Below are 25,857 nucleotides of genomic sequence, written 5' to 3'. Positions count from 1 at the left end.
CTTTTGTCAACATCAGCCCAAGCAAATGATCACCTCAATAATTCCTTACGTAACAATAAACGTTTCGCTCATTTTCACTTATTACAATCCTATCATTCATTATATCCACTACTTACGATATTAATCCTTTGTTCTCTTTTTTATATTTACAGCATATATGTAACTGAAAAGGATTGGACAAAGGGGCGTAATATTATGTTTTTCTTTTTTATTACGAGTAAGAGAACTTTTAAACACATTAGCTTAATAGTGATACTTTCCTTATTTACAGCATGGCTACTCTTTTTAAAAACATATTCACATGAATCTGCTTTTTCAACTGCTACAGGTCCTAAAGTAATTTACAAAGGAGATACCGCTAAAAAGCAAGTTGCATTTACGTTTGATATTAGTTGGGGAGACAAAAAAGCAATTCCAATCCTTGATACTCTTAAAGAAAGACAAATTAAGAATGCAACCTTCTTCCTTTCTGCTGCATGGGCCGAAAGACACCCCGATATTGTAGAGCGCATCATGAAAGATGGACACGAAATCGGTAGTATGGGTTACAATTACACATCCTATACTTCTCTAGAGACGAATGAAATAAGACGAGACCTTTTACGAGCACAAGATGTTTTTACAAAACTTGGGGTAAAACAAGTCAAGCTGTTACGTCCACCTAGTGGCGAATTTAACAAGGCAACCCTTAAAATTGCAGAATCACTTGGATACACCGTCGTGCATTGGAGTAATAATTCCAACGATTGGAAAAACCCAGGTGTAAATCACATCGTTTCCACCGTCTCTAATAATTTGAAAGGTGGAGATATTGTCTTATTACACGCATCCGATTCTGCCCTTCAAACAAATAGAGCTTTACCGCTGCTTCTGCAAAAATTAAAAAGTGATGGATATGAGCAAATATCCGTATCACAACTTATTTCCAACACAAGTACGAAAAGTGAAGATGTGAAATAGCTTCGTCCCTACTACTCTTCACGTATAAAAAGCTCTACTACCTTTCAAAAAGGTGGTAGAGCTTTTTTAATCACACCATTTCCAATAATATAACTGCTGATATATAAAACCTCTCTCTATTAAGCAGATTTACTCGTTTTTCCGATTAAACGATGTAATACAAGTAATTGATATGCATTACATAACAATAGCGGTATAACCATTAAATATAACCAATCTGTATCATTAATCCGAAGCGCCGGTACCCATTCAAGAATCGTTACAACAACCATAAAGAACAGAGCTGGCACAAATGCTTTTTTATTTGTTTCTTTACTTTTTACATAAGCAACAATTGCTCCAAACACAAATAAAATTCCAGCAACAAGTATGTTATTCCCCAATGAGATTTCCCCATTTGCAATAAGTACAGATCTTAAATACACAAAATCAAATAATACGAATGTAATAAAGAAGAGCTGGACTGCATTCCATAAAGACGATGAGCGAAACATCCCTAGTCCAAAACGATGGATTGTTAAATATGCAAAGAATCCCATTTGACTTATAACGCTAAAAATAAATCCTACACCCATCAACCAGAAAGATACCGCTAAAATCTCCTTAACGTCGAAATTTTGAAAAAATTCATCATACCTGTCCCACTCCAAAACAAAACCAATAATAACTGTGCTAATCCCACCAAGAAACAACGTCGTTAAAAATAGTCGTACCCACTTGCGGCTATTCACAACACATCCCCCATTATCCTTATATTTCTAATTAAATTGTATCAATGACAATTTCAAAAAGCTAGCCATGTTCATGTATAAATTCCTTAAAGATATTTATATTAAAAAGAGAGAACTGTGCTGAAAGGAGTTCCAACTTATGAAACGGATACTATTCATTTTCGTTTCTTCTTTTCTACTTATCGCACTTGTAGCATGCGCACAAGGAAAAGAAACGAAATCCGAACTAGATTACGATCAAACAAAGAAAATGATTGTTGATATTTTAAAAACAGATCAAGGTAAGAAAGCTATTCAAGATGTATTAACTGATGAAAAAATGAAACAAGCACTCATACTAGATGAAACAGTAGTAAAGAAAACGATTGAAGATGCCATGGTATCCGATAAAGGGCAACAATTCTGGGAAAAGCTCTTTAAAGATCCTGAGTTCTCATCAAAGTTTGCTAAAAGTATGGGGAAAGAACAAACCCAATTAATGAAAACCTTATTAAAAGACCCTGAATACCAAGCAGGCGTTATAGAAATTATGAAAAATCCCGAAGTAGAAAAAATGATGTTACAAACAATGAAGAGTAAAGAATACCGTCAATATCTACAACAAGTACTAATAGAAACTACTGAAAGTCCACTCTTCCAAGCCAAGATGATTGATATCATTAGTAAAGGTGTACAAAAGGCTGAAAAAGGTGGATCTGATAAGAAAGAAGCAGGCGGTGACGGCGGTTCTCAAGGCGAGAAGAAGGAAGAACAGTAAAAATAATAACTATAATAACGAGTGGACAATGTATAAATTGTCCACTCGTTATTACTTTATCTTGCTATTAACAGACAAAATGGCCCTCTAGTTAAGCGAAAGGTTTACTAGTTGTTGCCAGTAACAGATGAGCCCCACTGATTAAAGTTTCGCTTTATTTTGGTGTAACAGCTGTTTTATCAATTACTGTTTCAGCTATTTTACTATAAATAATGCCGGTTGTATGTGTATCTTCATATACCGAAGGAGCAAAGTCTTCTTTATTCCAATCGGGTTGTTGCAGCGGAATACGCCCAAGAACATTCGTTTGTAGTTCGGTAGCTAACTTATCTCCCCCGCCTCTTCCAAATACATATTCTTTCTCACCAGTTACCTTACTTTCAAAATATGCCATGTTCTCAACAACACCGAGAATACTATGTTCAGTGCGTAATGCCATCGCTCCAGCACGCGCTGCTACAAACGCAGCTGTTGGATGCGGCGTCGTTACAATAATCTCTTTGCAAGATGGCAACATTGAGTGCACATCTAACGCAATATCACCTGTGCCTGGTGGCAAATCTAATACTAAATAATCTAAATCGCCCCATTCTACTTCTGTGAAGAAATGGTTTAACATTTTCCCAAGCATAGGTCCTCTCCAAATAACTGGTGCATTATCCTCTACAAAGAAGCCCATTGAGATTACCTTTACACCTAAACGTTCCACCGGAATTATCTTGTCACCTCTTACGATGGGACGTTTTTCTATCCCCATCATGTCTGGCACACTAAAACCGTAAATGTCCGCATCAATAATACCAACTTTTTTTCCTAAACGAGCTAAAGCAACTGCAAGGTTAACGGAAACGGTTGATTTTCCCACGCCACCTTTTCCACTCGCTACTGCTAAGAATGTCGTTTTTGAATTTGGTGACAATAAAGATTCACTTTGCTCTGCTTCTTGTTCTGGTGCAAACTGAGCTAATTCCTCTTCTGTAAATTCTGCAAAACGAAGTCCAACTGTTGCTGCTCCAAGCTCTTTTAATAACTTTACAATTCCAGACTGCAACTGCATTTGTTCCGCTGTACTAGTTTTTACGATTGCAATTTTGACACTCACATGTTCCTTCTCAGGCTTGACTGTTACCTCTTTAATTGCACTTGTTTCTTTTAATGTTTTATGTAAAAACGGATCTACAATCCCTTCTAACGCTTCAACCACTTGTTCTTTCGTTACCATAATTAGCCCAGCCCCCTGTATGAAAAATAACGTAATGTTAATTGAATTTATCTCTGCTTATCCTTGAAATAAATGCGTTTACATTTCCAGTATAACATATTTTCCGAAAACTTCGTTAACGAGAGAAACTCAAAAAAATCCTCCTTATTCTGGAGGATTTCCTTTTTCCGTGAAATAGCGTAATATACCTCGGTATATTGCAGCTGCTACCTTTTGCTGGTATTTCTCCGAATTTAACATATACCTTTCGTTCACATTCGATAAAAAGCCGGCTTCAATTAAAGCACCTGGTGTTTTAGAATACTTTAATAAATACACATGCGAAATTGTCTTAGCAGAACGATTCGTGTTCTCTAAACTTGTTCTCAATTCAGCCTGTATAAATTTTGCAGCACGTTCATTTTCAATTGAAGAGCGGTAATAGAACGTTTGTGCGCCCTTCGATCCACTACTAGTTAAAGCATTTAAATGAATACTTGCAAAAAAGTCTACATCAGGTTTATTGATGATTTCTACACGTTTTTTTAAATCCTCTGCTTTACGTCTACTATATGACTTTGTATCTTTGTTAGCTAAATCATAATCTCCCTCACGCGTTAAAATAACTAGTGCACCTTGTTCTTGTAAATAGTCTTGTACCTTTTTTGTAATTTCAAGCGTAATATCCTTTTCTATAATATCCTTTCCTCCAACAGCCCCTCCATCTGGTCCACCATGCCCAGCATCTAATACAATTACTTTCCCTGATAAGGGTAAATTCCAAGCTCGCCACGATTTTGTAATTTGAAATTCTTGTTTGACTAAAAAAAACAATACAACCGCAGCGAGTGCAAAAGAGATAATTCGAATTCTCTTCATACCTTTCCTCCTCCAGCTAGTCCCTCTAATTACTTATATGGGACAAGAGGAAAGTTTATGCTTGTCTTAATGAAGCTTTAATCGATATCTTCTTTCACCTTTTTCATACCCTTCTTGCCACCACAATCCTATAAACTGCTGACAAGATTCAAAAAGTAATTCCTCATCTTTCAACTTTATTTCTCGCATAGTCATACTCGTTAAAAATTGAAATAGCGTTTCAGTTAATTGTTGTTCTTCTTCTAAAGCTCTATATTTCACATCAAAAAACGATTCACCATAATAACCAAATTTACTATATCTCGCTCCTAATAAATAAGATTCTATCCCTAATTCAATACAGTAATCTTCATACTGACGATGAAGCTCTTGCATTTGAAAGGCATCACGAATATTTGAACGTAATGTTTTTAATGATAATTCCCGCAACATCTTCCGCTCGTATTTTAACTGCTTTTCTTTTTGTTTTTCTTGTAAGCTGACAATGACATTCATAGTACTTATAAACCTCCCTAATACGTATTAGTCTAAACTTCTAAAGAAGAAGCATACGCGCGGCGGTAGCACTAAAATATTCCAAGCTATAAAAATTACAAAAGAGGAATGAAACATAAAAAAACCCCAACCAAAATGGTTGGGGTTTTTAGTTCGCAAAAATTAACGTTTTGAGAACTGAGGTGCACGACGTGCGCCTTTAAGACCGTATTTTTTACGCTCTTTCATACGTGCGTCACGAGTTAATAGACCTGCACGTTTTAGTGTTAGACGGTATTCTGGATCAGCTTTTAATAAAGCGCGAGAAATACCGTGACGAATAGCACCAGCTTGACCAGTGTATCCACCACCATTTACGTTTACAAGTACATCGTAGTTACCTAAAGTTTCTGTTGCAACTAGAGGTTGTTTCACTACTTCACGTAATGCAGCAAATGGGATATAGTTTTCAAAATCACGACCGTTAATGATAACGCGTCCTTCGCCTGGAACTAGGCGTACGCGCGCTACTGAACTCTTACGACGTCCAGTGCCATAGTATTGAACCTGTGCCAAAGTAAGCCCTCCTTTAATTAATTATCCGCGAAGTTCGTAAACTTCTGGTTTTTGTGCTTGGTGTGGATGCTCTGCTCCAGCATACACGTTAAGTTTCTTAGAAACTTGACGGCCTAAGCGTCCTTTTGGAAGCATGCCTTTAATTGCAAGCTCTAACATTTGTACAGGGTAGTTTGTACGCATTTCAAGAGCTGTTCTTTGCTTAAGTCCACCTGGGTGGTTAGTGTGACGGTAGTAAATTTTATCGTTTAATTTATTACCTGTTAAATGAATTTTCTCAGCGTTAATAATAATTACATGATCACCCGTGTCAACGTGTGGTGTAAATGTAGGTTTGTTTTTACCACGTAAAATGGATGCTACTTCAGTAGATAGGCGACCTAAAGTTTGACCTTCAGCATCAACCACATACCATTTACGCTCAACTTCGTTAGCTTTTGCCATAAAAGTCGTACGCATGTGTTTCCCTCCTCGTTATCTTTTCCATAGAAAAAATCTATTGTTTATCTTAAACACGATTTCCTTCCGGGGCTAATCGTGGTTTTAGAAACAATACCATATGTTATGATATACTTTTGAGTTTCTAATGTCAAGCAAATGTTACACCAGGATTAGTTGTTATAGTTTACCTCCCATAGGTAAAGCCCATGACCTGGAGCCATCTTTCCAGCAAACTGACGATTTTGTTTCGCTAAAATCTCTGGAATGCTATCAGGATCAAGCTTTCCTTGCCCTACGTTAAGTAACGTACCAACAATAATTCTGACCATATTATATAAAAATCCATTACCTACAAAACGAAAAATTAATTCATCGTCTTGCTCAATTAACTCGATTTCATAAATTGTTCGCACTTTATCTTTTTTGTCAGTTTTTGCTGAACAAAAAGAAGTGAAATCATGCGTTCCAATAAAATACGGAATTGCTTTTCTTATTTTTTTGATTTCGAGCGGATATGGATATTGATATACGTAATTTCTACGGAATACATCCGCAGTCTTCGATAAGAATACACGATAACGATATTCTTTTTTCTCAACACCGTAACGTGCATGAAATTCTTCTGTTTTTTTCTCTACTTGCCTAATAACAATATCATCTGGCAACATTGTATTTAAAGCGTTACTCCATTGCCACTCTTCAAGAGACAAAGGAGTATCAAAGTGTATGACTTGTCCTTTTGCATGAACCGTAGAATCTGTTCTACCAGATGCCTGAACACGAACAAGTTCTCCCTTATGCAATTTCTGTAATGCTTTTTCTATCTCCTGTTGAACAGTACGATGCTTCGGCTGAATTTGATAACCACAAAAATGCATGCCATCATATGCAACCGTACATTTTATTCTATCCATTTCTCTATTCTCCATTACGATCGCACCCATGCCAAAATACAAGCTAAACAAAATAAGCTTACAATCGTTACTGTATCGCTTGTTTTCCAGCGTAGTTGCCTAAATTTAGTACGTCCTTCACCACTTTGATATCCACGAGCTTCCATCGCAATAGCTAAGTCCTCTGCACGCTTAAAAGCACTGATAAACAGAGGAACAAGCAGTGAGATAATAGCTTTCATTCTATCTTTTATCGGTCCCCCAGCGAAATCAATACCACGTGATGCTTGTGCTTTCATTATTTTACTCGTTTCATCCATTAATGTCGGAATAAAACGAAGAGAAATTGACATCATTAATGCGATTTCATGAACAGGAACCTTTATACGCTTCAACGGCTTTAATAACGTCTCCAAACCATCTGTAATTTCAATAGGTGTCGTCGTTAACGTTAATAATGTCGTCATTAAAATAATAACGAAGAATCGTACAGAAATGTATATCCCTTGCTCTAATCCTTTTTCATGTATCGAAAACCAACCAAGCTGGAGTAGTACATCCCCCTCTTTATTTGTAAAAATATGCAGGAAAAATGTAAAAAGAAAAATCCATAAAATTGGTTTTAAGCCCGAAAGTACATAACGAATCGGCACTTTTGCAAAAAATAAAGCAATGAGTGCATATAAAAATAAAAATCCATATGAAATCGCATTATTTGCTAAGAAAACAACAAATACATATAAAAAGACAATCAGCAGCTTCGTACGTGGATCAAGTTGATGAATAAGTGAATTCCCCGGGATATATCTCCCAATAATCAACTGCTGCATGATTCATGACCACCTTTTCGTAACACCTGCACAACTTCATGAGTAAGATCCTCTAAAGATAAGGTAGCCTTTGGAATTGAAATACCAAACTTCTCTTCAATTGCACGTTTATACTTTAATGACATAGGAAGATCCACACCAATTTTCTCTAGTTCATCAGCATGTGAAAATACTTCCTCTGCACTTCCTTGCAAAAAGACCGTTCCTTTATGCATAACTACAATCTGCTCCGCATACTGAGCGGCATCCTCCATATTATGCGTTACAAGGATAACTGTAAGCCCCTTCTCCTTATGCAACTTATAAAACATCTGCATAAGTTCGTTCTGCCCTTTTGGATCTAGACCTGCTGTAGGTTCATCTAATACAAGCACTTCAGGTTCCATCGCCAATACACCCGCTATCGCAACACGCCTCATTTGCCCGCCACTTAACTCAAACGGTGAACGTGTTAACAGTTCTGGCTCTAACCCTACAAGTTCAATTGCCTCTCTTGCCTTTTGCTTCGCTTCTTCTACAGATACCCCAAAATTAGTAGGGCCGAAACAAATATCTTTCTCCACAGTCTCTTCAAACAACTGATGTTCTGGGAATTGAAAGACAACCCCTACTTTTTTACGTAGTGGCTTTAGCTTTTTTTCTTTCTTTCCTGCCGAAATCAAATGTTCACCAATTTGAACTGTACCATTTGTCGGCTGCAATAAACCATTTAAATGTTGAATCATCGTCGACTTACCTGAACCAGTATGACCGATAATGGCATAATAGCCCCCACTTGGAAACGACACGTCTACATCATAAAGTGCGCGTCTTTCAAATGGAGTTTTATATTGATAACGATGTTCTACTTTTTGGAATGTAATCTCCAAAGTTCGTTCACCAAGCTTTCCATTGTAAGATGCGTATTTTGCAAAATAATTTCATTTCTTTTTAATAATTCTGCTATTTTCACCGAAAACGGTACATCTAAGCCAATTTCTTGGAGCATATGAGAGGACTTGAAAATTTTCTCTGGAGTCCCTTCCTCTAATATTTCTCCCTTATTTAAAATAATGACACGATCTGACTGTGCCGCTTCTTCTAAATCGTGCGTAATTGATAGCACAGTAATACCTTTTTGATTAACAAGTTGTCTAACCGTTTCTACTACTTCACGTCTTCCTTGAGGATCTAACATTGACGTTGCTTCATCTAATATTAAAATAGATGGCTGAAGTGCTAAAACGCCCGCTATTGCCACTCGCTGCTTTTGCCCACCAGATAAGGAATGAGGCTCATCATTAAGAAAATCTTCCATACGAACAAGTCGTAAGGCCTGTTCTAATCTTTCAATCATTTGTTCTCTGGGCATTCCGATATTCTCTAAGCCAAATACAACATCATCTTGCACTGTTGTTCCAACAAATTGATTATCTGGATTTTGAAATACCATTCCAATTTGTTTTCGAACATCCCATACCGTTTCCTCTGATAAAACCATTGAATCATTTACTGTAATAGTCCCTGCTTCCGGCAAAAACAAACCATTCAATAATTTTGCAAGTGTAGACTTTCCTGAACCGTTTTGTCCAATAATAGATACCCATTCTCCCTCATATAAGGAAAATGAAACATCTTTTAATGCATACGTGGCTGCCCCAGGATATTGAAATGATATATTTCCTATCCGAAGTTTCTCTTTTTTCAATAGAAGGCACCCTTTCCTTCGCCAAGCTCGCCTATTTTTATATTTAAAAAAAAGGGCCATGACCAGTTTCTTGAAAAGAACTGTCCTGCCCTTTTAATTATCATTATACTAACTCGATAATTACCATTGGTGCTGCGTCTCCGCGACGTGGACCAATTTTTGCAATACGAGTGTATCCGCCTTGGCGCTCAGCATAGCGTGGAGCTACATCAGCGAATAATTTTTGAAGTGCATCTTGACCAGTCTCAGCGTTAGCTACTTCATTGCGAATGAAAGCTGCTGCTTGACGACGAGCATGAAGATCTCCGCGTTTACCTAAAGTGATCATTTTTTCCACTACAGAACGAAGTTCTTTTGCACGAGTTTCTGTCGTTTGGATGCGCTCGTTGATAATTAAATCAGTAGCTAAGTCACGTAACATAGCTTTACGTTGCGCACTTGTACGGCCTAATTTTCTGTATGCCATTCGTAGTTCCCTCCTTTGTTCATGGGTTTAAATCCTCAGTCGTCTTTACGTAAACCTAAACCTAATTCCTCAAGTTTATGTTTAACTTCTTCTAAGGATTTACGTCCTAAGTTACGAACTTTCATCATATCTTCTTCTGTTTTGTTCGCAAGCTCTTGTACAGTATTAATTCCTGCACGTTTTAGGCAATTATAAGAACGAACAGAAAGGTCTAGTTCTTCGATAGTCATCTCAAGAACTTTCTCTTTTTGATCTTCTTCCTTCTCGACCATAATCTCAGCATTTTGTGCTTCATCAGTTAAACCAACAAAGATATTTAAATGCTCAGTTAAGATTTTGGCACCTAAAGAGATAGCTTCTTTTGGCCCGATGCTTCCATCCGTCCATACATCAAGCGTAAGCTTATCATAATTAGCCACTTGTCCGACACGTGTCTTTTCCACTTGGTAAGTCACACGTGATACTGGAGTATAAATAGAATCAATAGGAATTACTCCTATTGGTTGATCTTCGCTTTTATTTGCATCAGCTGGCGTATACCCACGGCCACGCTTTGCAGTTAAACGCACGCGGAAATGCGCATCTTTTGCTAACGTTGCAATGTGTAAATCTGGATTTAAGATTTCTACATCACTATCGTGAGTAATATCAGCAGCTGTGACAATACCTTCGCCCTGCACATCAATTTCCAACGTCTTCTCTTCTTCAGAGTAGATTTTAAGAGCTAACTTTTTCAAGTTTAAGATGATCGTCGTAACGTCTTCTACTACGCCCTCAACTGTTGAAAATTCATGTAATACGCCATCGATTTGGATAGCAGTAACAGCGGCACCAGGGAGTGAGGATAAAAGAATACGACGTAAGGAGTTACCCAAAGTAGTACCATATCCACGCTCAAGCGGTTCAATTACGAATTTACCATATTTAGCATCTTCGTTAAGTTCAACCGTTTCGATTTTCGGCTTTTCGATTTCAATCATTAACTAAACCCTCCTTCAAAACGTCGAAACCCCGGTTAAACAAAGGTATAACCCCTGTCTAACCGAAAGTCCCCCTTAGGCAGTTCCCGATTGTGCACAACAAGCGATGTTTCTGTACGAAATTTCTCGATAATGCATCATATCCATTATAGACAAAAGGGAAAATTCTATACAGAAAAATTACACACGACGACGTTTTGGCGGACGACATCCATTATGAGGAACTGGAGTAACATCTCTAATTGCTGTTACTTCTAGACCTGCAGCTTGAAGAGCACGAATTGCAGCTTCACGACCAGCACCAGGACCTTTAACAGTAACCTCTAAAGTTTTTAAACCGTGCTCCATTGCAACTTTAGCAGCAGCTTCAGCAGCCATTTGCGCAGCGAATGGAGTAGATTTACGAGATCCACGGAAACCAAGTGCACCAGCACTAGACCAAGAAAGCGCGTTACCGTGAGTATCTGTAAGTGTTACGATTGTGTTGTTGAAAGTAGAACGAATATGAGCTATACCAGCTTCGATATTCTTTTTCACACGTTTTTTACGAGTGTTTGTTTTACGTGCCATTGTTAGTTCAACCTCCTTTACTTATTATTTCTTTTTATTTGCTACTGTACGACGTGGACCTTTACGTGTACGAGCATTGTTTTTAGAATTTTGACCACGAACTGGTAAACCACGACGGTGACGAAGACCACGGTAAGAACCGATCTCCATTAGACGTTTAATGTTAAGAGATACTTCACGACGAAGGTCTCCCTCAACTTTAATACGATCGATAACATCACGGATACGTCCTAATTCGTCTTCCGTTAAATCACGAACTCGTGTTTCTGAAGAAATACCAGCTTCAGTAAGAATTTTTTCAGCAGTTGTGCGACCAATGCCGAATACGTAAGTTAAAGAAATAACAACGCGTTTGTCTCGAGGAATATCTACACCTGCGATACGTGCCATTCTGAATGCACCTCCTTCTGATTAACCTTGTTTTTGTTTATGTTTAGGGTTTTCACAAATAACCATTACTTTTCCACGTCTACGAATAACTTTACATTTTTCGCAGATTGGTTTAACTGACGGTCTTACTTTCATGTCTCGAACCTCCTTAAAGATTACGGAGTGCTATATTATTTAAAACGGTACGTAATACGACCACGATTTAAATCGTACGGAGATAATTCTACCGTAACTTTGTCTCCTGGTAAAATACGAATGAAGTTCATACGGATTTTACCAGAAACGTGAGCCAATACGACATGCCCATTCTCTAATTCTACTTTGAACATAGCATTTGGCAACGTTTCAAGAACGGTACCTTCGACTTCAATTACATCATCTTTAGCCATTCAATAGTTCTCCCTTCTTCAAATCAGTAACATTTTACACTGCTCTGAAATCCCGGAGAGCCAGCTACTTATAAAGTGGTAAGGATTTCGTATCCTGCTTCTGTAAGAGCAATCGTGTGCTCAAAATGGGCACACCATTTACCATCTACCGTTACCACTGTCCAGTCATCAGATAGTGTTTTTACATATCGTCTTCCTTGATTCACCATCGGCTCAACACAGATGACCATTCCCGGCTTTAATCTAGGGCCTCTATTTGGTGGACCATAGTGCGGGATTTGAGGGTCCTCATGTAAGTCTTGCCCGATTCCGTGACCAACATACTCCCTAACGATCGAGAATCCATTCTCTTCAGCATGGGTTTGAACCGCATGTGAGATATTTGATAATCTCTCGCCTGGTTTTACTTGTTCTAGACCAAGATACAACGATTTTTCTGTGACATCAAGTAGCTTTTGAACAGATTCAGAAATGTTTCCAACTGGATACGTCCATGCAGAATCTCCATGGTACCCATTGTATTTCGCACCAATATCGATACTGATGATATCGCCCTCTTTGAGCTTGCGCTTTCCTGGAATTCCGTGTACAAGCTCTTCATTTACAGAAGCACATATGCTCCCCGGAAATCCGTTGTATCCTTTAAAAGATGGCGTAGCACCATATTTTTGAATCGTCTTTTCCGCTATTTGATCGAGCTCTTTCGTTGTAATTCCTGGAGTAATGTGCTGTTTCAACTCTTGATGAGTTAAAGCAACGATTCTGCCAGCTTCTCGCATGATTTCTATCTCGCGAGGAGTTTTGCAGATGATCATTACGCTAAGCCTCCGATGAGAACATCGATATCAGCAAATACTTTATTGATATCTTGCTCACCATTAATGCTTTTTAAGTAACCAAGCTCGTCGTAGAAATCAAGCAAAGGTTTTGTTTGCTTAATATTCACATCTAAACGATTTGCTACAGTTTCTTCATTGTCATCAGAGCGTTGGTATAATTCGCCACCACATTTATCGCACACATCAGCTGTTGCTGGTGGATTGAATTCTAAGTGGTAAGTCGCACCGCACTCTTTACAAATGCGACGGCCTGTAAGGCGTTTTAATAACAACCCTGAATCCACATTAATGTTTAAAACATAGTCGATTTTTTTGCCAAGATCTTTCATAATCTCTTCAAGAGCTGATGCTTGTGCAACAGTTCGTGGGAAACCGTCTAGTAAGAAACCTCTTATGCAGTCTTCTTGACTTAAACGTTCACGAACAATTCCGATTGTAACTTCATCTGGAACAAGTGCACCTTTATCAATAAAAGATTTTGCTTGTAGACCCATTTCAGTTTCAGCCTTCATAGCTGCACGGAACATATCTCCTGTTGAAATGTGAGGGATGTTATACTTGGCTACAATCTGTTCGGCTTGTGTACCTTTACCAGCACCAGGAAGCCCCATTAAAATTAAGTTCATCCTTGTTCCCCCTCAGTACATGAGCATGTAGGGAAGATGGTTCTTCCCACTTACTCACTGCTTGATAAACCCTTTGTAATGGCGTTTTACCAGTTGGCTTTCTAGCTGCTTCATTGTTTCTAAAGCAACGCCGACAACGATTAACATACTCGTTCCACCAATCTGTGCAGATGGAGGAAGATTTCCCAATTTCGTAAAGATAACTGGTAAGATTGCAATCGCTGCTAGGAAAATTGATCCTACAAAGGTCAAACGATACAAGATTTTTGTTAGATATTGTTCTGTATTCTTACCCGGACGAATACCTGGAACATATCCACCTTGCTTGTTTAGATTCTCTGACATTTGCTCTGGATTAACCTGAACAAACGCATAGAAATATGTGAAGGCTACAATGAGCGCAACATATATGATCATTCCCACTGGGTGAGAATAGTTAAAGTTTGCAATAATCCACTGCGATACATCATGTTTCGGGAAGAACTGTGCAATAGTTGGAGGCGTAATTAAGAATGAAACAGCAAAAATGACTGGAATAACACCCGCACTATTTACCTTAAGCGGTAAATGTGTGTTTTGTGCTCCAGCATGATTCCCATTCCCTCCTGTTACACGCTTCGCGTATTGAATTGGGATCTTTCTAACAGCTTGTTGAATGAAAATAACACCAACAATAACTGCTAGCACAGCTAGTAAAATCAATGCAACTTTAACGATACTCATGAACAATTGATCTCCGATATTTTGAAACTGTTGTTGATACACTTGAGATATAACACTTGGGATCGCTGCAGCAATACCGCCAAAGATAAGGATGGAAATACCATTGCCCACACCTTTAGCTGTAATCTGTTCGCCTAACCACATTAAAAATGCAGTACCAGCAGTCAGTACCGTAGCAATGTATAAATAAGTGCTCCAACCAGGATTCAAAATTAATTGCCCACCTACCATACCGTTAAAACCGATTGACATACCAAACCCCTGAATAAACGCAAGAACAATTGTAAAGTAACGCGTGAATTGCGTTAGTTTACGACGGCCCATTTCACCTTGCTTCGACCATTCCGAAAATTTAGGAACAACATCCATCTGCAATAATTGCACGATGATGGATGCTGTAATATACGGCATGATTCCCATCGCAAAGATGGAGAAGTTTTTCAAGGCGCCACCGCCAAATGTATTTAGAATACCTAAAGCATTTAATTGGTCTTGTGCTTTCAGTACGTCTCCATTTGTAAATGGCACTGGGATAAACGTGCCAATCCTGAATACGATTAACATCGCTAAAGTGAATAATATTTTACGTCTTATCTCAGCAACGCGCATAAAGTTGGAGATTGTACGAAACATTAGATCACCTCAACTGATCCGCCAGCTGCTTCAATTGCTTCTTTAGCACTTGAAGAGAACTTGTGCGCTTTAACAGTTAGTTTTTTCTCTACTGCTCCGCTTGCAAGAATTTTAACACCGTCGTTTAACTTGCTGATAACGCCAGTTTCCAGCAATAATTCAGGTGTTACTTCTGTACCATCTTCAAAACGATTTAACGTTGATAAGTTTACAATAGTAAACTCTTTACGGTTAATGTTTGTGAAGCCGCGTTTTGGTAAACGACGGAATAATGGAGTTTGACCACCTTCGAAGCCAAGACGAACACCGCCACCAGAACGTGCGTTTTGTCCTTTATGACCTTTACCAGCAGTTTTACCGTTACCAGAACCGATACCACGACCGACACGGTTACGTACTTTACGAGAACCTTCTGCAGGTTTTAATTCATGAAGTTTCATTCCCAGGCACCTCCTTATATTAATGAGTTATCCTTAAGCTTCTTTTACAGTTAAAAGGTGAGAAACTTTGTTGATCATACCAAGAATAGCAGGAGTTTCTTCCTTAACTACAGTTGAATTCAACTTTTTAAGACCTAAAGCTTCTACCGTCGCACGTTGATCTTGTGGACGACCAATTACACTACGAGTGAGGGTAATTTCTAACTTTTTCGCCATTTGTTTTCCCTCCTTAACCTAGTAGCTCTTCTACAGATTTACCGCGTAATTTTGCAACATCTTCAGCGCGCTTAAGTTCGCTTAATCCGTTCACAGTAGCGCGAATCATGTTGATTGGTGTGTTAGAACCAAGAGATTTCGAAAGAATATCTTGTACACCAGCTAATTCAAGTACCGCACGAACAGGTCCACCAGCAATAACACCAGTACCTTCAGCAGCAGGTTTTAAGAATACTTCACCAGCTCCAAAGTGACCGTTGATTGTGTGTGGAATTGTTGTACCAACTAATGGTACAGCGATTAAGTTTTTCTTAGCGTCTTCGATAGCTTTGCGGATTGCGTCTGGTACCTCTTGTGCTTTACCAGTACCGAATCCAACATGACCGTTTTTATCGCCAACTACAACTAGTGCAGCAAAGCGGAAACGACGACCACCCTTAACAACTTTCGCGACACGATTTATCGTAACTACACGTTCTTCAAGTTCTAATTTACTTGGGTCAATGCGATGCATCAATTTTCCCTCCTTTGACCATTAAAATTGTAATCCAGCCTCACGAGCAGCTTCAGCTAGAGCTTTAACACGGCCATGGTATAAGTAACCACCGCGATCAAATACTACTTCTTTAACGCCTTTCTCTACAGCACGCTTAGCAACTGATTCTCCAACTTTCGTAGCAGCTTCAGTATTGCTAGTACCGTTAAGAGCAAGGTCTTTATCAAGAGTAGATGCACTTACTAACGTTACACCATTCACATCATCAATAACTTGAGCGTAAATATGTTGGTTAGAACGGAACACGTTTAAACGTGGACGCTCTGCAGTACCAGTAAGTTTAGCACGTACACGTGCATGTCTTTTCTTACGAGTCGCATTTTTATCAGCTTTAGTGATCATTTTCTTGTCACTCCTTTCTCTCACCTAACGGGTTTACTTAGCAGTTTTACCTTCTTTACGACGAACAACTTCGCCTTCGTAACGAATACCTTTACCTTTGTAAGGCTCAGGAGCACGTACAGCACGGATGTTAGCAGCAAATTCGCCAACACGTTGCTTGTCGATACCTTTAATTACGATTTTAGTTGGTGCAGGTACTTCAACTTCAAGACCTGCTTCCGGAGTCATTTCTACTGGATGAGAATAACCTACGCTTAAAACAAGTTTATCTCCTTGTTTTTGAGCACGGTAACCAACACCGACTAATTCAAGTCCGCGTGCGAAACCTGCAGTTACACCTTCAACCATGTTTCCGATTAAAGCACGAGTTGTACCGTGTAATGCACGGTGTTCCTTCTGTTCAGATGGACGCTCAACTGTTAGTGTATTTTCTTCAATTTTGATAGACATATCAGCATTGAATTTACGAGTTAATTCACCTTTAGGGCCTTTTACTGTTACAGTATTGTCTTCTGCAATTGTAATAGTAACACCTGCAGGGATTTCAAGAATCTTTTTACCAATACGAGACATGTGGTCACACCTCCGTTCGTTTTAAATATATATTACCAAACGTATGCTACTACTTCTCCACCAGTTTGTAATTGACGAGCGTCTTTGTCTGTCATTACTCCCTTAGATGTAGAAACAAGAGCGATACCTAATCCGTTAAGTACACGTGGTACTTCGTCAGCTTTAGCGTAAACGCGTAAGCCAGGTTTACTGATACGTTTTAATCCAGTGATTACACGTTCATTGTTTGCACCATATTTCAGGAAAATACGAAGGATACCTTGTTTGTTATCCTCGATGTATTCTACATCACGAATGAAACCTTCACGTTTTAAAAGTTCAGCGATCTCTTTTTTGATTTTAGAAGCAGGAACCTCTAATTTCTCATGACGTACCATGTTCGCATTACGGATGCGAGTAAGCATGTCTGCAATTGGATCTGTCATCACCATGTGTTTTACCTCCTTCCCATTTGTGGGTTTTACCAACTAGCTTTTTTAACACCAGGAATTTGACCTTTATATGCAAGTTCACGGAAACAAATACGGCAAAGTTTAAATTTGCGGTATACAGAATGCGGACGACCGCAGCGTTCGCAACGTGTATACTCTTGTACTTTAAACTTAGGAGTACGCTTTTGTTTCGCTATCATAGATTTTTTAGCCACGTTTTCGCCTCCTCTACTTAGCGTTGGCTTCCATTATTTTTGGAATGGCATACCGAATTGTGTTAAAAGTTCACGAGCTTCTTCATCAGTTTTCGCTGTAGTAACGATTACGATGTCCATACCGCGTACTTTGCTTACTTTATCATAATCAATCTCAGGGAAGATAAGTTGCTCTTTAACACCTAATGTGTAGTTCCCACGACCATCGAATGATTTCTTAGAAACACCACGGAAATCACGTACACGTGGTAAAGAAACCGATACTAATTTGTCGAAGAACTCATACATTTGCTCGCCGCGTAAAGTTACTTTCGCACCGATTGGCATACCTTCACGAAGACGGAAACCAGCGATTGATTTTTTAGCACGAGTTACAACAGGTTTTTGACCTGCGATTTGTGTTAATTCTTCTACTGCATTGTCTAAAGCTTTTGAGTTAGATACCGCGTCACCAACACCAGTGTTGATTACGATCTTTTCGATTTTCGGTACTTCCATCACAGATTTATAGTTAAACTTGCTCACTAGAGCAGGAGTAATTTCCTTTTGGAACTTCTCTTTAAGGCGATTCAATGAAGTGACCTCCTTTCTTAAGAAAATTATTTATCTAATAATTCACCAGATTTTTTTGCAATACGAACTTTTTTACCATCTTCTACTTTGAAGCCTACGCGAGTAGGTTCACCTGTTTTCGGATCTAAAATCATAACGTTAGAAACGTGAATAGGTGCTTCTTTAGTAATAATTCCACCTTGTGGATTTAATTGAGATGGCTTAGAGTGTTTTTTAACGATGTTAACACCCTCAACGATAACACGGTTTTGCTTTGGGAAAGCCACAAGGATAACGCCTTGTTTTCCTTTGTCTTTACCAGTGATTACCTGTACTTTATCACCTTTTTTTACATGCATCTTAATTCTGCACCTCCTTAGCAAGGCAATACCTTAAATTATAGAACTTCTGGAGCTAAAGAAACGATCTTCATGAAGTTGCTATCACGTAATTCACGAGCTACTGGTCCGAAGATACGAGTACCACGTGGGCTCTTATCGTCTTTAATGATAACCGCTGCGTTTTCATCAAATTTGATGTAAGAACCGTCCGGACGACGAGCTCCGCTCTTCGTACGTACTACTACTGCTTTAACAACGTCACCTTTTTTAACAACGCCACCTGGTGTTGCTTGTTTTACCGTAGCAACGATAATGTCACCAATGTTAGCATATTTACGACCAGAGCCGCCTAATACTTTAATTGTTAAAAGTTCACGTGCACCAGAGTTGTCAGCAACTTTCAAACGAGATTCTTGTTGGATCATGTTATGAAACCTCCCTTCGGACTAAAAATTCCGATTCGTCTATTTAGATAATAACCGCTTCTTCAACGATTTCAACTAAACGGAAACGCTTAGTAGCAGAAAGCGGGCGAGTTTCCATGATTTTAACGATATCGCCAAGTTTCGCTTGGTTTTGCTCATCATGGGCTTTGTACTTCTTAGAATACTTAACACGTTTTCCGTACAAGGAATGAGTTTTGTAAGTTTCAACTAAAACTGTAATCGTTTTGTCCATTTTGTCAGACACTACACGACCAGTATAAACTTTGCGTTGGTTACGTTCGCTCACTATGCAAACCTCCCCTCAATTTATCGATTAATTCCGATCTCTCTTTCACGAACTACAGTTTTCATACGAGCAATTGCTTTACGCACTTCACGAATGCGAGTTGGATTCTCTAATTGTCCTGTAGCAAGTTGGAAGCGAAGATTAAACAACTCTTCCTTTAAAGCTTTAACTTTTGTTTCGATTTCGGCAGTGGTTAATTCACGAATATCATTAGTTTTCATTAGATTCACCACCATTTTCTTCACGTTTTACGAATTTACATTTCACAGGTAACTTGTGAGCTGCAAGACGTAATGCTTCGCGTGCTACCTCTTCAGATACACCCGCGATTTCGAACATAATTTTCCCAGGTTTTACTACTGCTACCCAGCCTTCTGGTGCCCCTTTACCGGAACCCATACGTACTTCTAGAGGTTTTGCAGTGTAAGGTTTAGAAGGGAAAATTTTAATCCATACTTTACCGCCACGTTTCATGTAACGAGTCATTGCACGACGAGCAGCTTCGATTTGACGGTTTGTAATCCATGAAGCAGCTTGTGCTTGTAAACCGAATTCACCGAAAGCAACTTCAGTTCCACCTTTAGCACGACCACGCATTTTACCACGATGCTCTCTACGATATTTTACGCGTTTTGGCATTAACATATTATTTTCCTCCTTCCTCAGAAGCTTTCTTTTTTGTAGGAAGGACTTCTCCACGGTAGATCCATACTTTTACGCCTAATTTACCGTATGTTGTATCAGCTTCAACTGCTGCATAGTCAATATCAGCGCGAAGTGTATGAAGTGGAACAGTTCCTTCACTGTAAGATTCTGCACGAGCGATATCAGCTCCGCCAAGACGACCAGAAACCTGTGTTTTAATACCTTTAGCACCTGCACGCATAGCACGTTGAATAACTTGCTTTTGTGCACGACGGAATGATACACGGTTTTCTAATTGACGAGCGATGTTTTCGCCTACTAATTTAGCGTTAAGATCAGCTCTCTTAACTTCTAAAATGTTGATGTGTACACGCTTGCCTGTTAATTGGTTAAGAGCTTTACGAAGTGCTTCAACTTCAGTACCACCTTTACCAATTACCATACCAGGTTTTGCAGTGTGAATTGTAACATTTACACGATTTGCTGCACGTTCGATTTCTACTTTAGCAACAGCAGAATCTTTTAAGCGTACATTAATGTACTCACGGATTTTGATGTCTTCATGTAATAATGTAGCGTAATCTTTCTCAGCGAACCAACGAGATTCCCAGTCACGGATAACACCGACACGAAGACCAATTGGATTAACCTTTTGACCCATCGATTATCCCTCCTTCTTTTCTGATACCACAACTGTAATGTGGCTTGTGCGTTTGTTAATTTGGCTTGCACGACCCATTGCACGTGGACGGAAACGTTTCAACGTTGGACCTTCGTCAACGAAGACTTTTTCAACAACTAGGTTGTTAATGTCCATCTCATAATTGTGCTCTGCATTTGCGATTGCAGATTTTAAAACTTTTTCTACAACTGGAGAAGCAGTTTTTGGTGTGTGGTTAAGGATAGCAATCGCTTCACCCACTTGCTTACCTCGGATTAAGTCTACTACTAAACGAACTTTACGAGGAGCAATACGAACTGTTCTCGCTACTGCTTTAGCTTGCATTGAAGTGCCTCCTCTCATTATCTTCTAGTTTTCTTATCGTCAGCAAGGTGACCTTTATACGTACGAGTTGGTGCGAATTCACCTAACTTATGGCCAACCATATCCTCAGTGATGTACACAGGTACGTGTTTACGACCATCATATACAGCGATTGTGTGTCCGATGAACTGAGGGAAGATTGTTGAACGGCGAGACCAAGTTTTAACAACTTGTTTTTGCTCAGATGCAACTAATTTTTCCATTTTGCTCATTAAGTGATCATCGACAAATGGTCCTTTTTTTAAGCTACGAGCCATTTTGGTGCCTCCCTTCGTGATTGGCGTACGGTTCTAGAAATGAACCGTACTACAATCCCATTATTTTTTACGACGACGAACGATGAATTTGTCAGACGCTTTGTTTTTCTTACGAGTCTTGAATCCAAGAGTTGGTTTACCCCATGGAGACATTGGAGACTTACGTCCGATTGGAGAACGTCCTTCACCACCACCGTGTGGGTGATCAACCGGGTTCATTACAGAACCACGAACTGTTGGGCGTTTACCTAACCAGCGAGAGCGACCTGCTTTACCGATTTTGATAAGTTCGTGTTGTTCGTTACCTACTTGACCGATTGAAGCGCGACAAGCAGATAATACAAGACGTACTTCACCAGAAGTTAAACGTACAAGTACGTATTTACCTTCTTTACCAAGTACTTGAGCAGATGTACCAGCAGAACGAACTAATTGTCCGCCACGACCAGGCTTAAGCTCGATGTTATGAACAACAGTACCTACTGGAATGTTGATTAATGGTAATGCGTTACCGATTTTGATGTCAGCTTCTGGGCCAGACATAACTTCCATACCTACTTCTAAAGATTTAGGAGCAAGAATGTAACGTTTTTCACCGTCAACGTAGTTAATTAATGCGATATTCGCAGAGCGGTTTGGATCGTATTCGATCGTAGCAACGCGTCCTGGAATTCCATCTTTGTTACGCTTAAAGTCGATGATACGGTATTGACGCTTATGTCCGCCACCTTGATGACGTACAGTGATTTTACCTTGGTTATTACGACCAGCCTTCTTGCTTAAAGGAGCAAGTAATGACTTTTCGGGTCTATCAGTCGTGATTTCAGCGAAATCATTCGTAGTCATATTACGACGACCGTTAGTAGTTGGATTATACTTTTTAATTCCCATCTCAATTTCCCTCCTTCTTTAGTAAGAATTAAACGCCTTGGAAGATTTCGATTTCTTTGCTGTCAGCAGTTAGCTTAACGATTGCTTTACGACGACGGCTAGTAAAACCAGCGTGACGACCAACGCGTTTTGCTTTCGGCTTGTAGTTCATGATGTTCACTTTTTCTACTTTAACACCAAAGATCGCTTCAAGAGCATCTTTAACTTCTGTTTTATTAGATTTAACGTCCACATCGAACGTGTATTTTTTTTCAGCCATCATTTCCATAGAACGTTCAGTGATAACTGGGCGCTTAATGATATCACGAGGATCTCTCATTATGCAAGCACCTCCTCTACTTTTTCCACTGCCGCTTTTGTCATGATTAGCTTATCATGATGAAGCACGTCTAAAACGTTTACGCCATCAGCAGTGATTACTGTTACTCCAGGGATATTGCGAGCAGATAACTCTACAGATTCGTTTGCATCAGCAGTTACGATAAGAGCTTTCTTCTCAACAGTTAATCCTTTAAGTACTGCTAGCATGTCTTTTGTTTTTGGTGCATTTAACACTAGGTCTTCAAGAACTACAATGTTGTTCTCAACTACTTTAGTAGCTAATGCAGATTTGATTGCTAAACGACGAACCTTCTTAGGAAGTTTGTACGCATAGCTTCTTGGTGTAGGTCCGAATACCGTACCACCACCACGCCATTGAGGAGAGCGGATAGACCCTTGACGAGCACGTCCAGTTCCTTTTTGACGCCATGGTTTACGACCACCACCGCGAACTTCAGAACGAGTTTTTACTTTGTGTGTACCTTGACGTAAAGATGCACGTTGCATCATTACAGCTTCGAAAAGTACAGCTTCATTTGGTTCGATACCGAAAATAGCTTCAGCTAATTCGATTTCACCAACCTGTGAACCAGTTTGGTTATATACAGTAACTTTTGGCATTGGAATTCCTCCTTCCTATTGTGAATTATTTGCTAACCTTCACAGCGCCTTGAACAACTACAAGAGATTTCTTAGCACCTGGAACGTTACCTTTTACTAGTAATAAGTTGCGCTCAGTGTCAACTTGAACGATTTCTAAGTTTTGGATAGTAACTTGGTCTCCACCCATACGTCCAGCAAGTTTTTTGCCTTTGAATACACGGTTCGGAGCAACTGGGCCCATTGAACCTGGACGACGGTGATAGCGAGAACCATGAGACATAGGTCCGCGAGATTGTCCGTGGCGTTTGATAACACCTTGGAAACCTTTACCTTTAGAAATTCCTGTTACGTCAACGATTTCACCTGCAGCGAAAACTTCAACTTTTACCTCTTGACCAACCTCTAATCCGTCCACGTCTGCATCGCGGATTTCGCGAATGAAGCGCTTAGGAGTTGTAGATGCTTTAGCAGTGTGGCCTTGTTCAGGTTTGTTAGTTAACTTTTCACGTTTATCTTCAAATCCTAACTGGATTGCATTGTAGCCATCAGTTTCAGTTGTTTTCTTTTGAAGAACAACGTTTGGATTAGCAGCGATAACTGTTACTGGGATTAACTCACCGTTCTCAGCAAATACTTGAGTCATACCGATCTTTCTTCCTAAGATTCCTTTGGTCATGAGTTACACCTCCTACATTTTTAAGTTATATAATTTATAGTTTGATTTCGATATCTACACCAGACGGTAAGTCTAAACGCATTAATGAATCTACTGTTTGTGGAGTAGGACTCACGATATCGATTAAACGTTTGTGTGTGCGCATTTCGAATTGCTCACGAGAATCTTTGTACTTATGAACAGCACGAAGAATTGTGTAAATAGTCTTCTCAGTTGGTAATGGGATCGGACCAGAAACTGTTGCCCCAGAACGCTTAGCTGTTTCTACAATTTTCTCAGCTGATTGATCAAGAATACGGTGATCATAAGCTTTTAAACGGATACGAATTTTTTCTTTTGCCATTATTTTCCCTCCTTCGTTCGCCTATTTCTAAAATAGACCTTCTCCATGGAAATTTCCCCACACCATGCCATGGCAAAGCGGCCGGGTGTGTCAGCAACCTTCCACTTCATCGCAGTCAAAGACCAACATTGTCTATTATACAATGTTATTCGTCTAGATGCAAGCATCTTTTTGTTTGCATCTGCTTTTCTCTACTTTTGCTATTATACATGGCACTTTAAAGAATTTCAAGTTTTCATCTAACAGAATTCGTTTTACAGTTTCTGGATTATCTTTTGTTGTTTTTATATTACTATAGAAGAAACTCGTCAAAACAAAAAAACACACTCTTCTTCTTTATATAAACGCAAACAAAAAACCTAAGGGAAAATCCCTTAGGTTTTTTTATATCAGCTAAGATTACTCAACGATAGTAGCAACTACACCGTAACCTACTGTACGTCCACCTTCACGAATAGAGAATTTAGTTCCCTCTTCGATAGCGATTGGAGCGATAAGTTCGATAGTCATTTCGATGTTGTCACCAGGCATTACCATTTCAGTACCTTCTGGTAATTGGATGATACCAGTTACGTCAGTTGTACGGAAGTAGAACTGAGGACGGTAGTTAGCGAAGAATGGAGTGTGACGTCCACCTTCTTCTTTAGATAATACGAAAACTTCAGCTTTGAATTTAGCGTGTGCTTTTACAGAGCCAGTTTTAGCAAGAACTTGTCCACGTTGGATGTCTTCACGAGCAACCCCACGAAGAAGAGCACCGATGTTGTCTCCAGCTTGAGCTTGGTCAAGAAGTTTACGGAACATTTCTACACCAGTTACAGTTGTAGAAGCATTCTCTTCAGCAAGACCGATGATTTCTACTACGTCACCAACTTTAACGATTCCGCGCTCTACACGACCAGTTGCAACTGTACCACGACCTGTGATAGAGAATACATCCTCGATAGGCATTAAGAATGGTTTGTCAGTTTCACGTTCTGGAGTTGGGATGTAAGCATCAACTTCAGTCATTAATTCAATGATTTTTGCTTCCCAATCAGCTTCTCCTTGAAGAGCTTTAAGAGCAGAACCTTTGATTACAGGAATGTCGTCGCCTGGGAATCCGTATTCAGATAATAGGTCACGAACTTCCATTTCTACTAATTCTAATAATTCTTCGTCGTCTACCATGTCGCATTTGTTTAAGAATACAACGATGTAAGGAACACCTACTTGACGAGAAAGAAGGATGTGCTCACGTGTTTGAGGCATTGGGCCATCAGCAGCAGATACTACTAAGATACCGCCGTCCATTTGAGCAGCACCAGTGATCATGTTTTTAACATAGTCAGCGTGACCTGGGCAGTCAACGTGTGCATAGTGACGAGTTTCAGTTTCGTACTCAACGTGTGCAGTTGAGATTGTGATTCCGCGCTCTCTTTCTTCTGGAGCAGCGTCGATTTGATCGTATCCGCGTGCTTCAGCACCACCAGCTTTTGCAAGAACTGTAGTGATCGCAGCAGTTAATGTAGTTTTACCATGGTCAACGTGGCCGATTGTACCGATGTTAACATGGGGTTTAGAACGTTCGAATTTAGCTTTAGCCATTCTAAATTCCTCCTTAGTTTATATAGGTTATTTTATATTTAGACTA

At 39.4% G+C, this 25,857-nt stretch carries 44 protein-coding genes (1 of these 44 only partly in view); 2 read left to right on the top strand and 42 right to left on the bottom strand.

Annotated features, from left to right (window positions below):
* On the bottom strand, positions 1 to 25 hold the 5' portion of the coding sequence (locus QCI81_RS15155; protein ID WP_000901145.1) for a hypothetical protein. The gene continues 194 nt to the left of window position 1, outside the view; the window shows 25 of its 219 coding nt (coding positions 1-25); the start codon lies at positions 23 to 25; the stop codon falls past the left edge of the window.
* Positions 26 to 195: 170 nt separating this feature from the next.
* Here QCI81_RS15155 and pdaB point away from each other — a divergent pair, with 170 nt between their 5' ends.
* Entirely contained in the window at positions 196 to 960 is a 765-nt protein-coding gene (pdaB, locus tag QCI81_RS15150) for a polysaccharide deacetylase family sporulation protein PdaB (protein WP_000464717.1), read from the top strand.
* 119 nt (positions 961 to 1,079) lie between these two features.
* Here the strand turns inward: pdaB and kbaA are convergent, their stop codons facing one another.
* The gene (gene kbaA / locus QCI81_RS15145) at positions 1,080 to 1,691 is read right to left on the bottom strand and encodes a KinB signaling pathway activation protein KbaA (RefSeq protein ID WP_071732203.1); all 612 of its coding nucleotides are present in this window, start codon (positions 1,689 to 1,691) and stop codon (positions 1,080 to 1,082) included.
* A 139-nt stretch (positions 1,692 to 1,830) separates the two neighbouring features.
* Between kbaA and gerD the strand changes: the two genes are divergently transcribed.
* A complete protein-coding gene (gene gerD, locus QCI81_RS15140; RefSeq protein ID WP_071732202.1) occupies positions 1,831 to 2,448 on the top strand; it encodes a spore germination lipoprotein GerD in 618 nt (205 codons plus the stop codon).
* Between the two features lie 154 nt (positions 2,449 to 2,602).
* On the opposite strand, the gene QCI81_RS15135 is transcribed toward gerD, so the two are convergent.
* The 40 genes from QCI81_RS15135 to tuf form a co-directional block, all read right to left on the bottom strand.
* On the bottom strand, positions 2,603 to 3,670 hold the full coding sequence (locus QCI81_RS15135; RefSeq protein ID WP_071732201.1) for an Mrp/NBP35 family ATP-binding protein: 1,068 nt from the start codon (positions 3,668 to 3,670) through the stop codon (positions 2,603 to 2,605).
* A gap of 144 nt (positions 3,671 to 3,814) precedes the next feature.
* Positions 3,815 to 4,528 carry an N-acetylmuramoyl-L-alanine amidase CwlD gene (gene cwlD, locus QCI81_RS15130; RefSeq protein ID WP_000822439.1) on the bottom strand — a complete coding sequence of 238 codons (714 nt, stop codon included), beginning with the start codon at positions 4,526 to 4,528 and terminating at the stop codon, positions 3,815 to 3,817.
* A 66-nt stretch (positions 4,529 to 4,594) separates the two neighbouring features.
* Positions 4,595 to 5,023 (bottom strand): DUF2521 family protein, encoded by a 429-nt coding sequence (locus tag QCI81_RS15125; protein WP_001101005.1) that lies wholly within the window; start codon positions 5,021 to 5,023, stop codon positions 4,595 to 4,597.
* 162 nt (positions 5,024 to 5,185) lie between these two features.
* Complete coding sequence (gene rpsI, locus QCI81_RS15120; RefSeq protein WP_000079986.1) at positions 5,186 to 5,578, bottom strand: 30S ribosomal protein S9; 393 nt, start codon at positions 5,576 to 5,578, stop codon at positions 5,186 to 5,188.
* Positions 5,579 to 5,599: 21 nt separating this feature from the next.
* Positions 5,600 to 6,037 (bottom strand): 50S ribosomal protein L13, encoded by a 438-nt coding sequence (rplM, locus tag QCI81_RS15115; RefSeq protein WP_001260795.1) that lies wholly within the window; start codon positions 6,035 to 6,037, stop codon positions 5,600 to 5,602.
* A 152-nt stretch (positions 6,038 to 6,189) separates the two neighbouring features.
* Positions 6,190 to 6,933 carry a tRNA pseudouridine(38-40) synthase TruA gene (gene truA, locus QCI81_RS15110; protein ID WP_064531903.1) on the bottom strand — a complete coding sequence of 248 codons (744 nt, stop codon included), beginning with the start codon at positions 6,931 to 6,933 and terminating at the stop codon, positions 6,190 to 6,192.
* A 14-nt stretch (positions 6,934 to 6,947) separates the two neighbouring features.
* A complete protein-coding gene (locus tag QCI81_RS15105; protein ID WP_001186530.1) occupies positions 6,948 to 7,742 on the bottom strand; it encodes an energy-coupling factor transporter transmembrane component T family protein in 795 nt (264 codons plus the stop codon).
* Positions 7,730 to 8,611, bottom strand: coding sequence for an energy-coupling factor ABC transporter ATP-binding protein (locus QCI81_RS15100; protein ID WP_000406539.1), 882 nt, complete (start codon positions 8,609 to 8,611; stop codon positions 7,730 to 7,732). Before QCI81_RS15100 ends, QCI81_RS15105 begins: the two co-directional genes overlap by 13 nt.
* A complete protein-coding gene (locus QCI81_RS15095) occupies positions 8,587 to 9,429 on the bottom strand; it encodes an energy-coupling factor ABC transporter ATP-binding protein (protein WP_000711762.1) in 843 nt (280 codons plus the stop codon). The genes QCI81_RS15100 and QCI81_RS15095 overlap by 25 nt, the downstream gene beginning before the upstream one ends.
* Positions 9,430 to 9,532: 103 nt before the next feature.
* On the bottom strand, positions 9,533 to 9,895 hold the full coding sequence (rplQ, locus tag QCI81_RS15090) for a 50S ribosomal protein L17 (protein WP_000331490.1): 363 nt from the start codon (positions 9,893 to 9,895) through the stop codon (positions 9,533 to 9,535).
* Between the two features lie 35 nt (positions 9,896 to 9,930).
* A complete protein-coding gene (locus tag QCI81_RS15085) occupies positions 9,931 to 10,875 on the bottom strand; it encodes a DNA-directed RNA polymerase subunit alpha (protein ID WP_000569643.1) in 945 nt (314 codons plus the stop codon).
* 180 nt (positions 10,876 to 11,055) lie between these two features.
* A complete protein-coding gene (rpsK, locus tag QCI81_RS15080) occupies positions 11,056 to 11,445 on the bottom strand; it encodes a 30S ribosomal protein S11 (protein WP_000101797.1) in 390 nt (129 codons plus the stop codon).
* A gap of 24 nt (positions 11,446 to 11,469) precedes the next feature.
* Positions 11,470 to 11,835 (bottom strand): 30S ribosomal protein S13, encoded by a 366-nt coding sequence (rpsM, locus tag QCI81_RS15075; RefSeq protein ID WP_000090792.1) that lies wholly within the window; start codon positions 11,833 to 11,835, stop codon positions 11,470 to 11,472.
* A 21-nt stretch (positions 11,836 to 11,856) separates the two neighbouring features.
* The gene (rpmJ, locus tag QCI81_RS15070; protein ID WP_000868344.1) at positions 11,857 to 11,970 is read right to left on the bottom strand and encodes a 50S ribosomal protein L36; all 114 of its coding nucleotides are present in this window, start codon (positions 11,968 to 11,970) and stop codon (positions 11,857 to 11,859) included.
* Positions 11,971 to 12,005: 35 nt separating this feature from the next.
* Positions 12,006 to 12,224: a translation initiation factor IF-1 gene (gene infA / locus QCI81_RS15065; protein ID WP_001029884.1), complete on the bottom strand. Its 219-nt coding sequence runs from the start codon at positions 12,222 to 12,224 to the stop codon at positions 12,006 to 12,008.
* Positions 12,225 to 12,292: 68 nt separating this feature from the next.
* The gene (gene map, locus QCI81_RS15060; RefSeq protein WP_000582539.1) at positions 12,293 to 13,039 is read right to left on the bottom strand and encodes a type I methionyl aminopeptidase; all 747 of its coding nucleotides are present in this window, start codon (positions 13,037 to 13,039) and stop codon (positions 12,293 to 12,295) included.
* Positions 13,039 to 13,689, bottom strand: coding sequence for an adenylate kinase (locus QCI81_RS15055; protein WP_075717709.1), 651 nt, complete (start codon positions 13,687 to 13,689; stop codon positions 13,039 to 13,041). The genes map and QCI81_RS15055 overlap by 1 nt, the downstream gene beginning before the upstream one ends.
* Before the next feature lie 54 nt (positions 13,690 to 13,743).
* Positions 13,744 to 15,045: a preprotein translocase subunit SecY gene (gene secY, locus QCI81_RS15050; RefSeq protein WP_000490118.1), complete on the bottom strand. Its 1,302-nt coding sequence runs from the start codon at positions 15,043 to 15,045 to the stop codon at positions 13,744 to 13,746.
* On the bottom strand, positions 15,045 to 15,485 hold the full coding sequence (gene rplO / locus QCI81_RS15045) for a 50S ribosomal protein L15 (protein WP_000766083.1): 441 nt from the start codon (positions 15,483 to 15,485) through the stop codon (positions 15,045 to 15,047). Before rplO ends, secY begins: the two co-directional genes overlap by 1 nt.
* 33 nt (positions 15,486 to 15,518) lie before the next feature.
* The gene (gene rpmD / locus QCI81_RS15040) at positions 15,519 to 15,701 is read right to left on the bottom strand and encodes a 50S ribosomal protein L30 (RefSeq protein ID WP_001085233.1); all 183 of its coding nucleotides are present in this window, start codon (positions 15,699 to 15,701) and stop codon (positions 15,519 to 15,521) included.
* A gap of 13 nt (positions 15,702 to 15,714) precedes the next feature.
* Positions 15,715 to 16,215, bottom strand: coding sequence for a 30S ribosomal protein S5 (rpsE, locus tag QCI81_RS15035; protein ID WP_000554646.1), 501 nt, complete (start codon positions 16,213 to 16,215; stop codon positions 15,715 to 15,717).
* Between the two features lie 21 nt (positions 16,216 to 16,236).
* A complete protein-coding gene (rplR, locus tag QCI81_RS15030) occupies positions 16,237 to 16,599 on the bottom strand; it encodes a 50S ribosomal protein L18 (RefSeq protein WP_000628818.1) in 363 nt (120 codons plus the stop codon).
* A 33-nt stretch (positions 16,600 to 16,632) separates the two neighbouring features.
* On the bottom strand, positions 16,633 to 17,172 hold the full coding sequence (gene rplF, locus QCI81_RS15025) for a 50S ribosomal protein L6 (protein WP_000086551.1): 540 nt from the start codon (positions 17,170 to 17,172) through the stop codon (positions 16,633 to 16,635).
* A gap of 32 nt (positions 17,173 to 17,204) precedes the next feature.
* On the bottom strand, positions 17,205 to 17,603 hold the full coding sequence (gene rpsH, locus QCI81_RS15020; RefSeq protein WP_000245511.1) for a 30S ribosomal protein S8: 399 nt from the start codon (positions 17,601 to 17,603) through the stop codon (positions 17,205 to 17,207).
* A 29-nt stretch (positions 17,604 to 17,632) separates the two neighbouring features.
* The gene (rpsN, locus tag QCI81_RS15015) at positions 17,633 to 17,818 is read right to left on the bottom strand and encodes a 30S ribosomal protein S14 (RefSeq protein ID WP_001085700.1); all 186 of its coding nucleotides are present in this window, start codon (positions 17,816 to 17,818) and stop codon (positions 17,633 to 17,635) included.
* Between the two features lie 33 nt (positions 17,819 to 17,851).
* Positions 17,852 to 18,391, bottom strand: coding sequence for a 50S ribosomal protein L5 (gene rplE / locus QCI81_RS15010; RefSeq protein WP_001080829.1), 540 nt, complete (start codon positions 18,389 to 18,391; stop codon positions 17,852 to 17,854).
* Positions 18,392 to 18,417: 26 nt separating this feature from the next.
* A complete protein-coding gene (gene rplX, locus QCI81_RS15005; protein ID WP_000558200.1) occupies positions 18,418 to 18,729 on the bottom strand; it encodes a 50S ribosomal protein L24 in 312 nt (103 codons plus the stop codon).
* Between the two features lie 38 nt (positions 18,730 to 18,767).
* Positions 18,768 to 19,136 carry a 50S ribosomal protein L14 gene (gene rplN / locus QCI81_RS15000; RefSeq protein ID WP_000615912.1) on the bottom strand — a complete coding sequence of 123 codons (369 nt, stop codon included), beginning with the start codon at positions 19,134 to 19,136 and terminating at the stop codon, positions 18,768 to 18,770.
* A gap of 43 nt (positions 19,137 to 19,179) precedes the next feature.
* Positions 19,180 to 19,443, bottom strand: a complete 264-nt coding sequence (gene rpsQ, locus QCI81_RS14995) for a 30S ribosomal protein S17 (protein ID WP_000004106.1) — start codon at positions 19,441 to 19,443, stop codon at positions 19,180 to 19,182.
* Positions 19,444 to 19,463: 20 nt separating this feature from the next.
* Complete coding sequence (rpmC, locus tag QCI81_RS14990) at positions 19,464 to 19,664, bottom strand: 50S ribosomal protein L29 (protein ID WP_000855718.1); 201 nt, start codon at positions 19,662 to 19,664, stop codon at positions 19,464 to 19,466.
* Positions 19,654 to 20,088, bottom strand: a complete 435-nt coding sequence (gene rplP, locus QCI81_RS14985; protein ID WP_000928971.1) for a 50S ribosomal protein L16 — start codon at positions 20,086 to 20,088, stop codon at positions 19,654 to 19,656. The genes rpmC and rplP overlap by 11 nt, the downstream gene beginning before the upstream one ends.
* 1 nt (position 20,089) lies before the next feature.
* Positions 20,090 to 20,749: a 30S ribosomal protein S3 gene (gene rpsC, locus QCI81_RS14980; protein ID WP_000529956.1), complete on the bottom strand. Its 660-nt coding sequence runs from the start codon at positions 20,747 to 20,749 to the stop codon at positions 20,090 to 20,092.
* 3 nt (positions 20,750 to 20,752) lie between these two features.
* The gene (rplV, locus tag QCI81_RS14975; RefSeq protein WP_001148024.1) at positions 20,753 to 21,094 is read right to left on the bottom strand and encodes a 50S ribosomal protein L22; all 342 of its coding nucleotides are present in this window, start codon (positions 21,092 to 21,094) and stop codon (positions 20,753 to 20,755) included.
* A 17-nt stretch (positions 21,095 to 21,111) separates the two neighbouring features.
* Positions 21,112 to 21,390, bottom strand: coding sequence for a 30S ribosomal protein S19 (rpsS, locus tag QCI81_RS14970; RefSeq protein WP_000124454.1), 279 nt, complete (start codon positions 21,388 to 21,390; stop codon positions 21,112 to 21,114).
* A gap of 60 nt (positions 21,391 to 21,450) precedes the next feature.
* Complete coding sequence (rplB, locus tag QCI81_RS14965; protein WP_000511583.1) at positions 21,451 to 22,281, bottom strand: 50S ribosomal protein L2; 831 nt, start codon at positions 22,279 to 22,281, stop codon at positions 21,451 to 21,453.
* Between the two features lie 28 nt (positions 22,282 to 22,309).
* Positions 22,310 to 22,600: a 50S ribosomal protein L23 gene (gene rplW, locus QCI81_RS14960; RefSeq protein ID WP_001205558.1), complete on the bottom strand. Its 291-nt coding sequence runs from the start codon at positions 22,598 to 22,600 to the stop codon at positions 22,310 to 22,312.
* Positions 22,600 to 23,223, bottom strand: coding sequence for a 50S ribosomal protein L4 (gene rplD / locus QCI81_RS14955; protein WP_001127258.1), 624 nt, complete (start codon positions 23,221 to 23,223; stop codon positions 22,600 to 22,602). Before rplD ends, rplW begins: the two co-directional genes overlap by 1 nt.
* Before the next feature lie 25 nt (positions 23,224 to 23,248).
* Positions 23,249 to 23,881 carry a 50S ribosomal protein L3 gene (gene rplC, locus QCI81_RS14950; protein WP_000160209.1) on the bottom strand — a complete coding sequence of 211 codons (633 nt, stop codon included), beginning with the start codon at positions 23,879 to 23,881 and terminating at the stop codon, positions 23,249 to 23,251.
* Between the two features lie 34 nt (positions 23,882 to 23,915).
* On the bottom strand, positions 23,916 to 24,224 hold the full coding sequence (rpsJ, locus tag QCI81_RS14945; RefSeq protein ID WP_001040595.1) for a 30S ribosomal protein S10: 309 nt from the start codon (positions 24,222 to 24,224) through the stop codon (positions 23,916 to 23,918).
* A 399-nt stretch (positions 24,225 to 24,623) separates the two neighbouring features.
* Positions 24,624 to 25,811, bottom strand: coding sequence for an elongation factor Tu (gene tuf, locus QCI81_RS14940; RefSeq protein WP_001029617.1), 1,188 nt, complete (start codon positions 25,809 to 25,811; stop codon positions 24,624 to 24,626).
* Positions 25,812 to 25,857 lie beyond the last annotated feature (46 nt).

This window comes from Bacillus cereus group sp. MG20 (assembly GCF_040459885.1).
Taxonomy (GTDB): domain Bacteria; phylum Bacillota; class Bacilli; order Bacillales; family Bacillaceae_G; genus Bacillus_A; species Bacillus_A cereus.
The sequence above is the reverse complement of the archived record's forward strand: the minus strand, read 5'-3'. Positions and strand labels throughout refer to the sequence as shown.

Coding starts and splice junctions, on each gene's coding strand:
- pdaB (WP_000464717.1), top strand. CDS start 196: ATGTTTTTCTTTTTTATTACGAGTAAGAGAACTTTTAAACACATTAGC.
- gerD (WP_071732202.1), top strand. CDS start 1,831: ATGAAACGGATACTATTCATTTTCGTTTCTTCTTTTCTACTTATCGCA.
- QCI81_RS15135 (WP_071732201.1), bottom strand. CDS start 3,670: ATGGTAACGAAAGAACAAGTGGTTGAAGCGTTAGAAGGGATTGTAGAT.
- cwlD (WP_000822439.1), bottom strand. CDS start 4,528: ATGAAGAGAATTCGAATTATCTCTTTTGCACTCGCTGCGGTTGTATTG.
- QCI81_RS15125 (WP_001101005.1), bottom strand. CDS start 5,023: ATGAATGTCATTGTCAGCTTACAAGAAAAACAAAAAGAAAAGCAGTTA.
- rplM (WP_001260795.1), bottom strand. CDS start 6,037: ATGCGTACGACTTTTATGGCAAAAGCTAACGAAGTTGAGCGTAAATGG.
- truA (WP_064531903.1), bottom strand. CDS start 6,933: ATGGATAGAATAAAATGTACGGTTGCATATGATGGCATGCATTTTTGT.
- QCI81_RS15105 (WP_001186530.1), bottom strand. CDS start 7,742: ATGCAGCAGTTGATTATTGGGAGATATATCCCGGGGAATTCACTTATT.
- rplQ (WP_000331490.1), bottom strand. CDS start 9,895: ATGGCATACAGAAAATTAGGCCGTACAAGTGCGCAACGTAAAGCTATG.
- QCI81_RS15085 (WP_000569643.1), bottom strand. CDS start 10,875: ATGATTGAAATCGAAAAGCCGAAAATCGAAACGGTTGAACTTAACGAA.
- rpsK (WP_000101797.1), bottom strand. CDS start 11,445: ATGGCACGTAAAACAAACACTCGTAAAAAACGTGTGAAAAAGAATATC.
- rpsM (WP_000090792.1), bottom strand. CDS start 11,835: ATGGCACGTATCGCAGGTGTAGATATTCCTCGAGACAAACGCGTTGTT.
- rpmJ (WP_000868344.1), bottom strand. CDS start 11,970: ATGAAAGTAAGACCGTCAGTTAAACCAATCTGCGAAAAATGTAAAGTT.
- infA (WP_001029884.1), bottom strand. CDS start 12,224: ATGGCTAAAGATGATGTAATTGAAGTCGAAGGTACCGTTCTTGAAACG.
- map (WP_000582539.1), bottom strand. CDS start 13,039: ATGATCATCTGCAAAACTCCTCGCGAGATAGAAATCATGCGAGAAGCT.
- QCI81_RS15055 (WP_075717709.1), bottom strand. CDS start 13,689: ATGAACTTAATTTTAATGGGGCTTCCTGGTGCTGGTAAAGGTACACAA.
- secY (WP_000490118.1), bottom strand. CDS start 15,045: ATGTTTCGTACAATCTCCAACTTTATGCGCGTTGCTGAGATAAGACGT.
- rplO (WP_000766083.1), bottom strand. CDS start 15,485: ATGAAACTTCATGAATTAAAACCTGCAGAAGGTTCTCGTAAAGTACGT.
- rpmD (WP_001085233.1), bottom strand. CDS start 15,701: ATGGCGAAAAAGTTAGAAATTACCCTCACTCGTAGTGTAATTGGTCGT.
- rpsE (WP_000554646.1), bottom strand. CDS start 16,215: ATGCATCGCATTGACCCAAGTAAATTAGAACTTGAAGAACGTGTAGTT.
- rplR (WP_000628818.1), bottom strand. CDS start 16,599: ATGATCACTAAAGCTGATAAAAATGCGACTCGTAAGAAAAGACATGCA.
- rplF (WP_000086551.1), bottom strand. CDS start 17,172: ATGTCTCGTATTGGTAAAAAGATTCTTGAAATCCCTGCAGGTGTTACT.
- rpsH (WP_000245511.1), bottom strand. CDS start 17,603: ATGGTGATGACAGATCCAATTGCAGACATGCTTACTCGCATCCGTAAT.
- rplX (WP_000558200.1), bottom strand. CDS start 18,729: ATGCATGTAAAAAAAGGTGATAAAGTACAGGTAATCACTGGTAAAGAC.
- rplN (WP_000615912.1), bottom strand. CDS start 19,136: ATGATCCAACAAGAATCTCGTTTGAAAGTTGCTGACAACTCTGGTGCA.
- rpmC (WP_000855718.1), bottom strand. CDS start 19,664: ATGAAAACTAATGATATTCGTGAATTAACCACTGCCGAAATCGAAACA.
- rplP (WP_000928971.1), bottom strand. CDS start 20,088: ATGTTAATGCCAAAACGCGTAAAATATCGTAGAGAGCATCGTGGTAAA.
- rpsC (WP_000529956.1), bottom strand. CDS start 20,749: ATGGGTCAAAAGGTTAATCCAATTGGTCTTCGTGTCGGTGTTATCCGT.
- rplV (WP_001148024.1), bottom strand. CDS start 21,094: ATGCAAGCTAAAGCAGTAGCGAGAACAGTTCGTATTGCTCCTCGTAAA.
- rpsS (WP_000124454.1), bottom strand. CDS start 21,390: ATGGCTCGTAGCTTAAAAAAAGGACCATTTGTCGATGATCACTTAATG.
- rplB (WP_000511583.1), bottom strand. CDS start 22,281: ATGGGAATTAAAAAGTATAATCCAACTACTAACGGTCGTCGTAATATG.
- rplW (WP_001205558.1), bottom strand. CDS start 22,600: ATGAGAGATCCTCGTGATATCATTAAGCGCCCAGTTATCACTGAACGT.
- rplD (WP_001127258.1), bottom strand. CDS start 23,223: ATGCCAAAAGTTACTGTATATAACCAAACTGGTTCACAGGTTGGTGAA.
- rplC (WP_000160209.1), bottom strand. CDS start 23,881: ATGACCAAAGGAATCTTAGGAAGAAAGATCGGTATGACTCAAGTATTT.
- rpsJ (WP_001040595.1), bottom strand. CDS start 24,224: ATGGCAAAAGAAAAAATTCGTATCCGTTTAAAAGCTTATGATCACCGT.
- tuf (WP_001029617.1), bottom strand. CDS start 25,811: ATGGCTAAAGCTAAATTCGAACGTTCTAAACCCCATGTTAACATCGGT.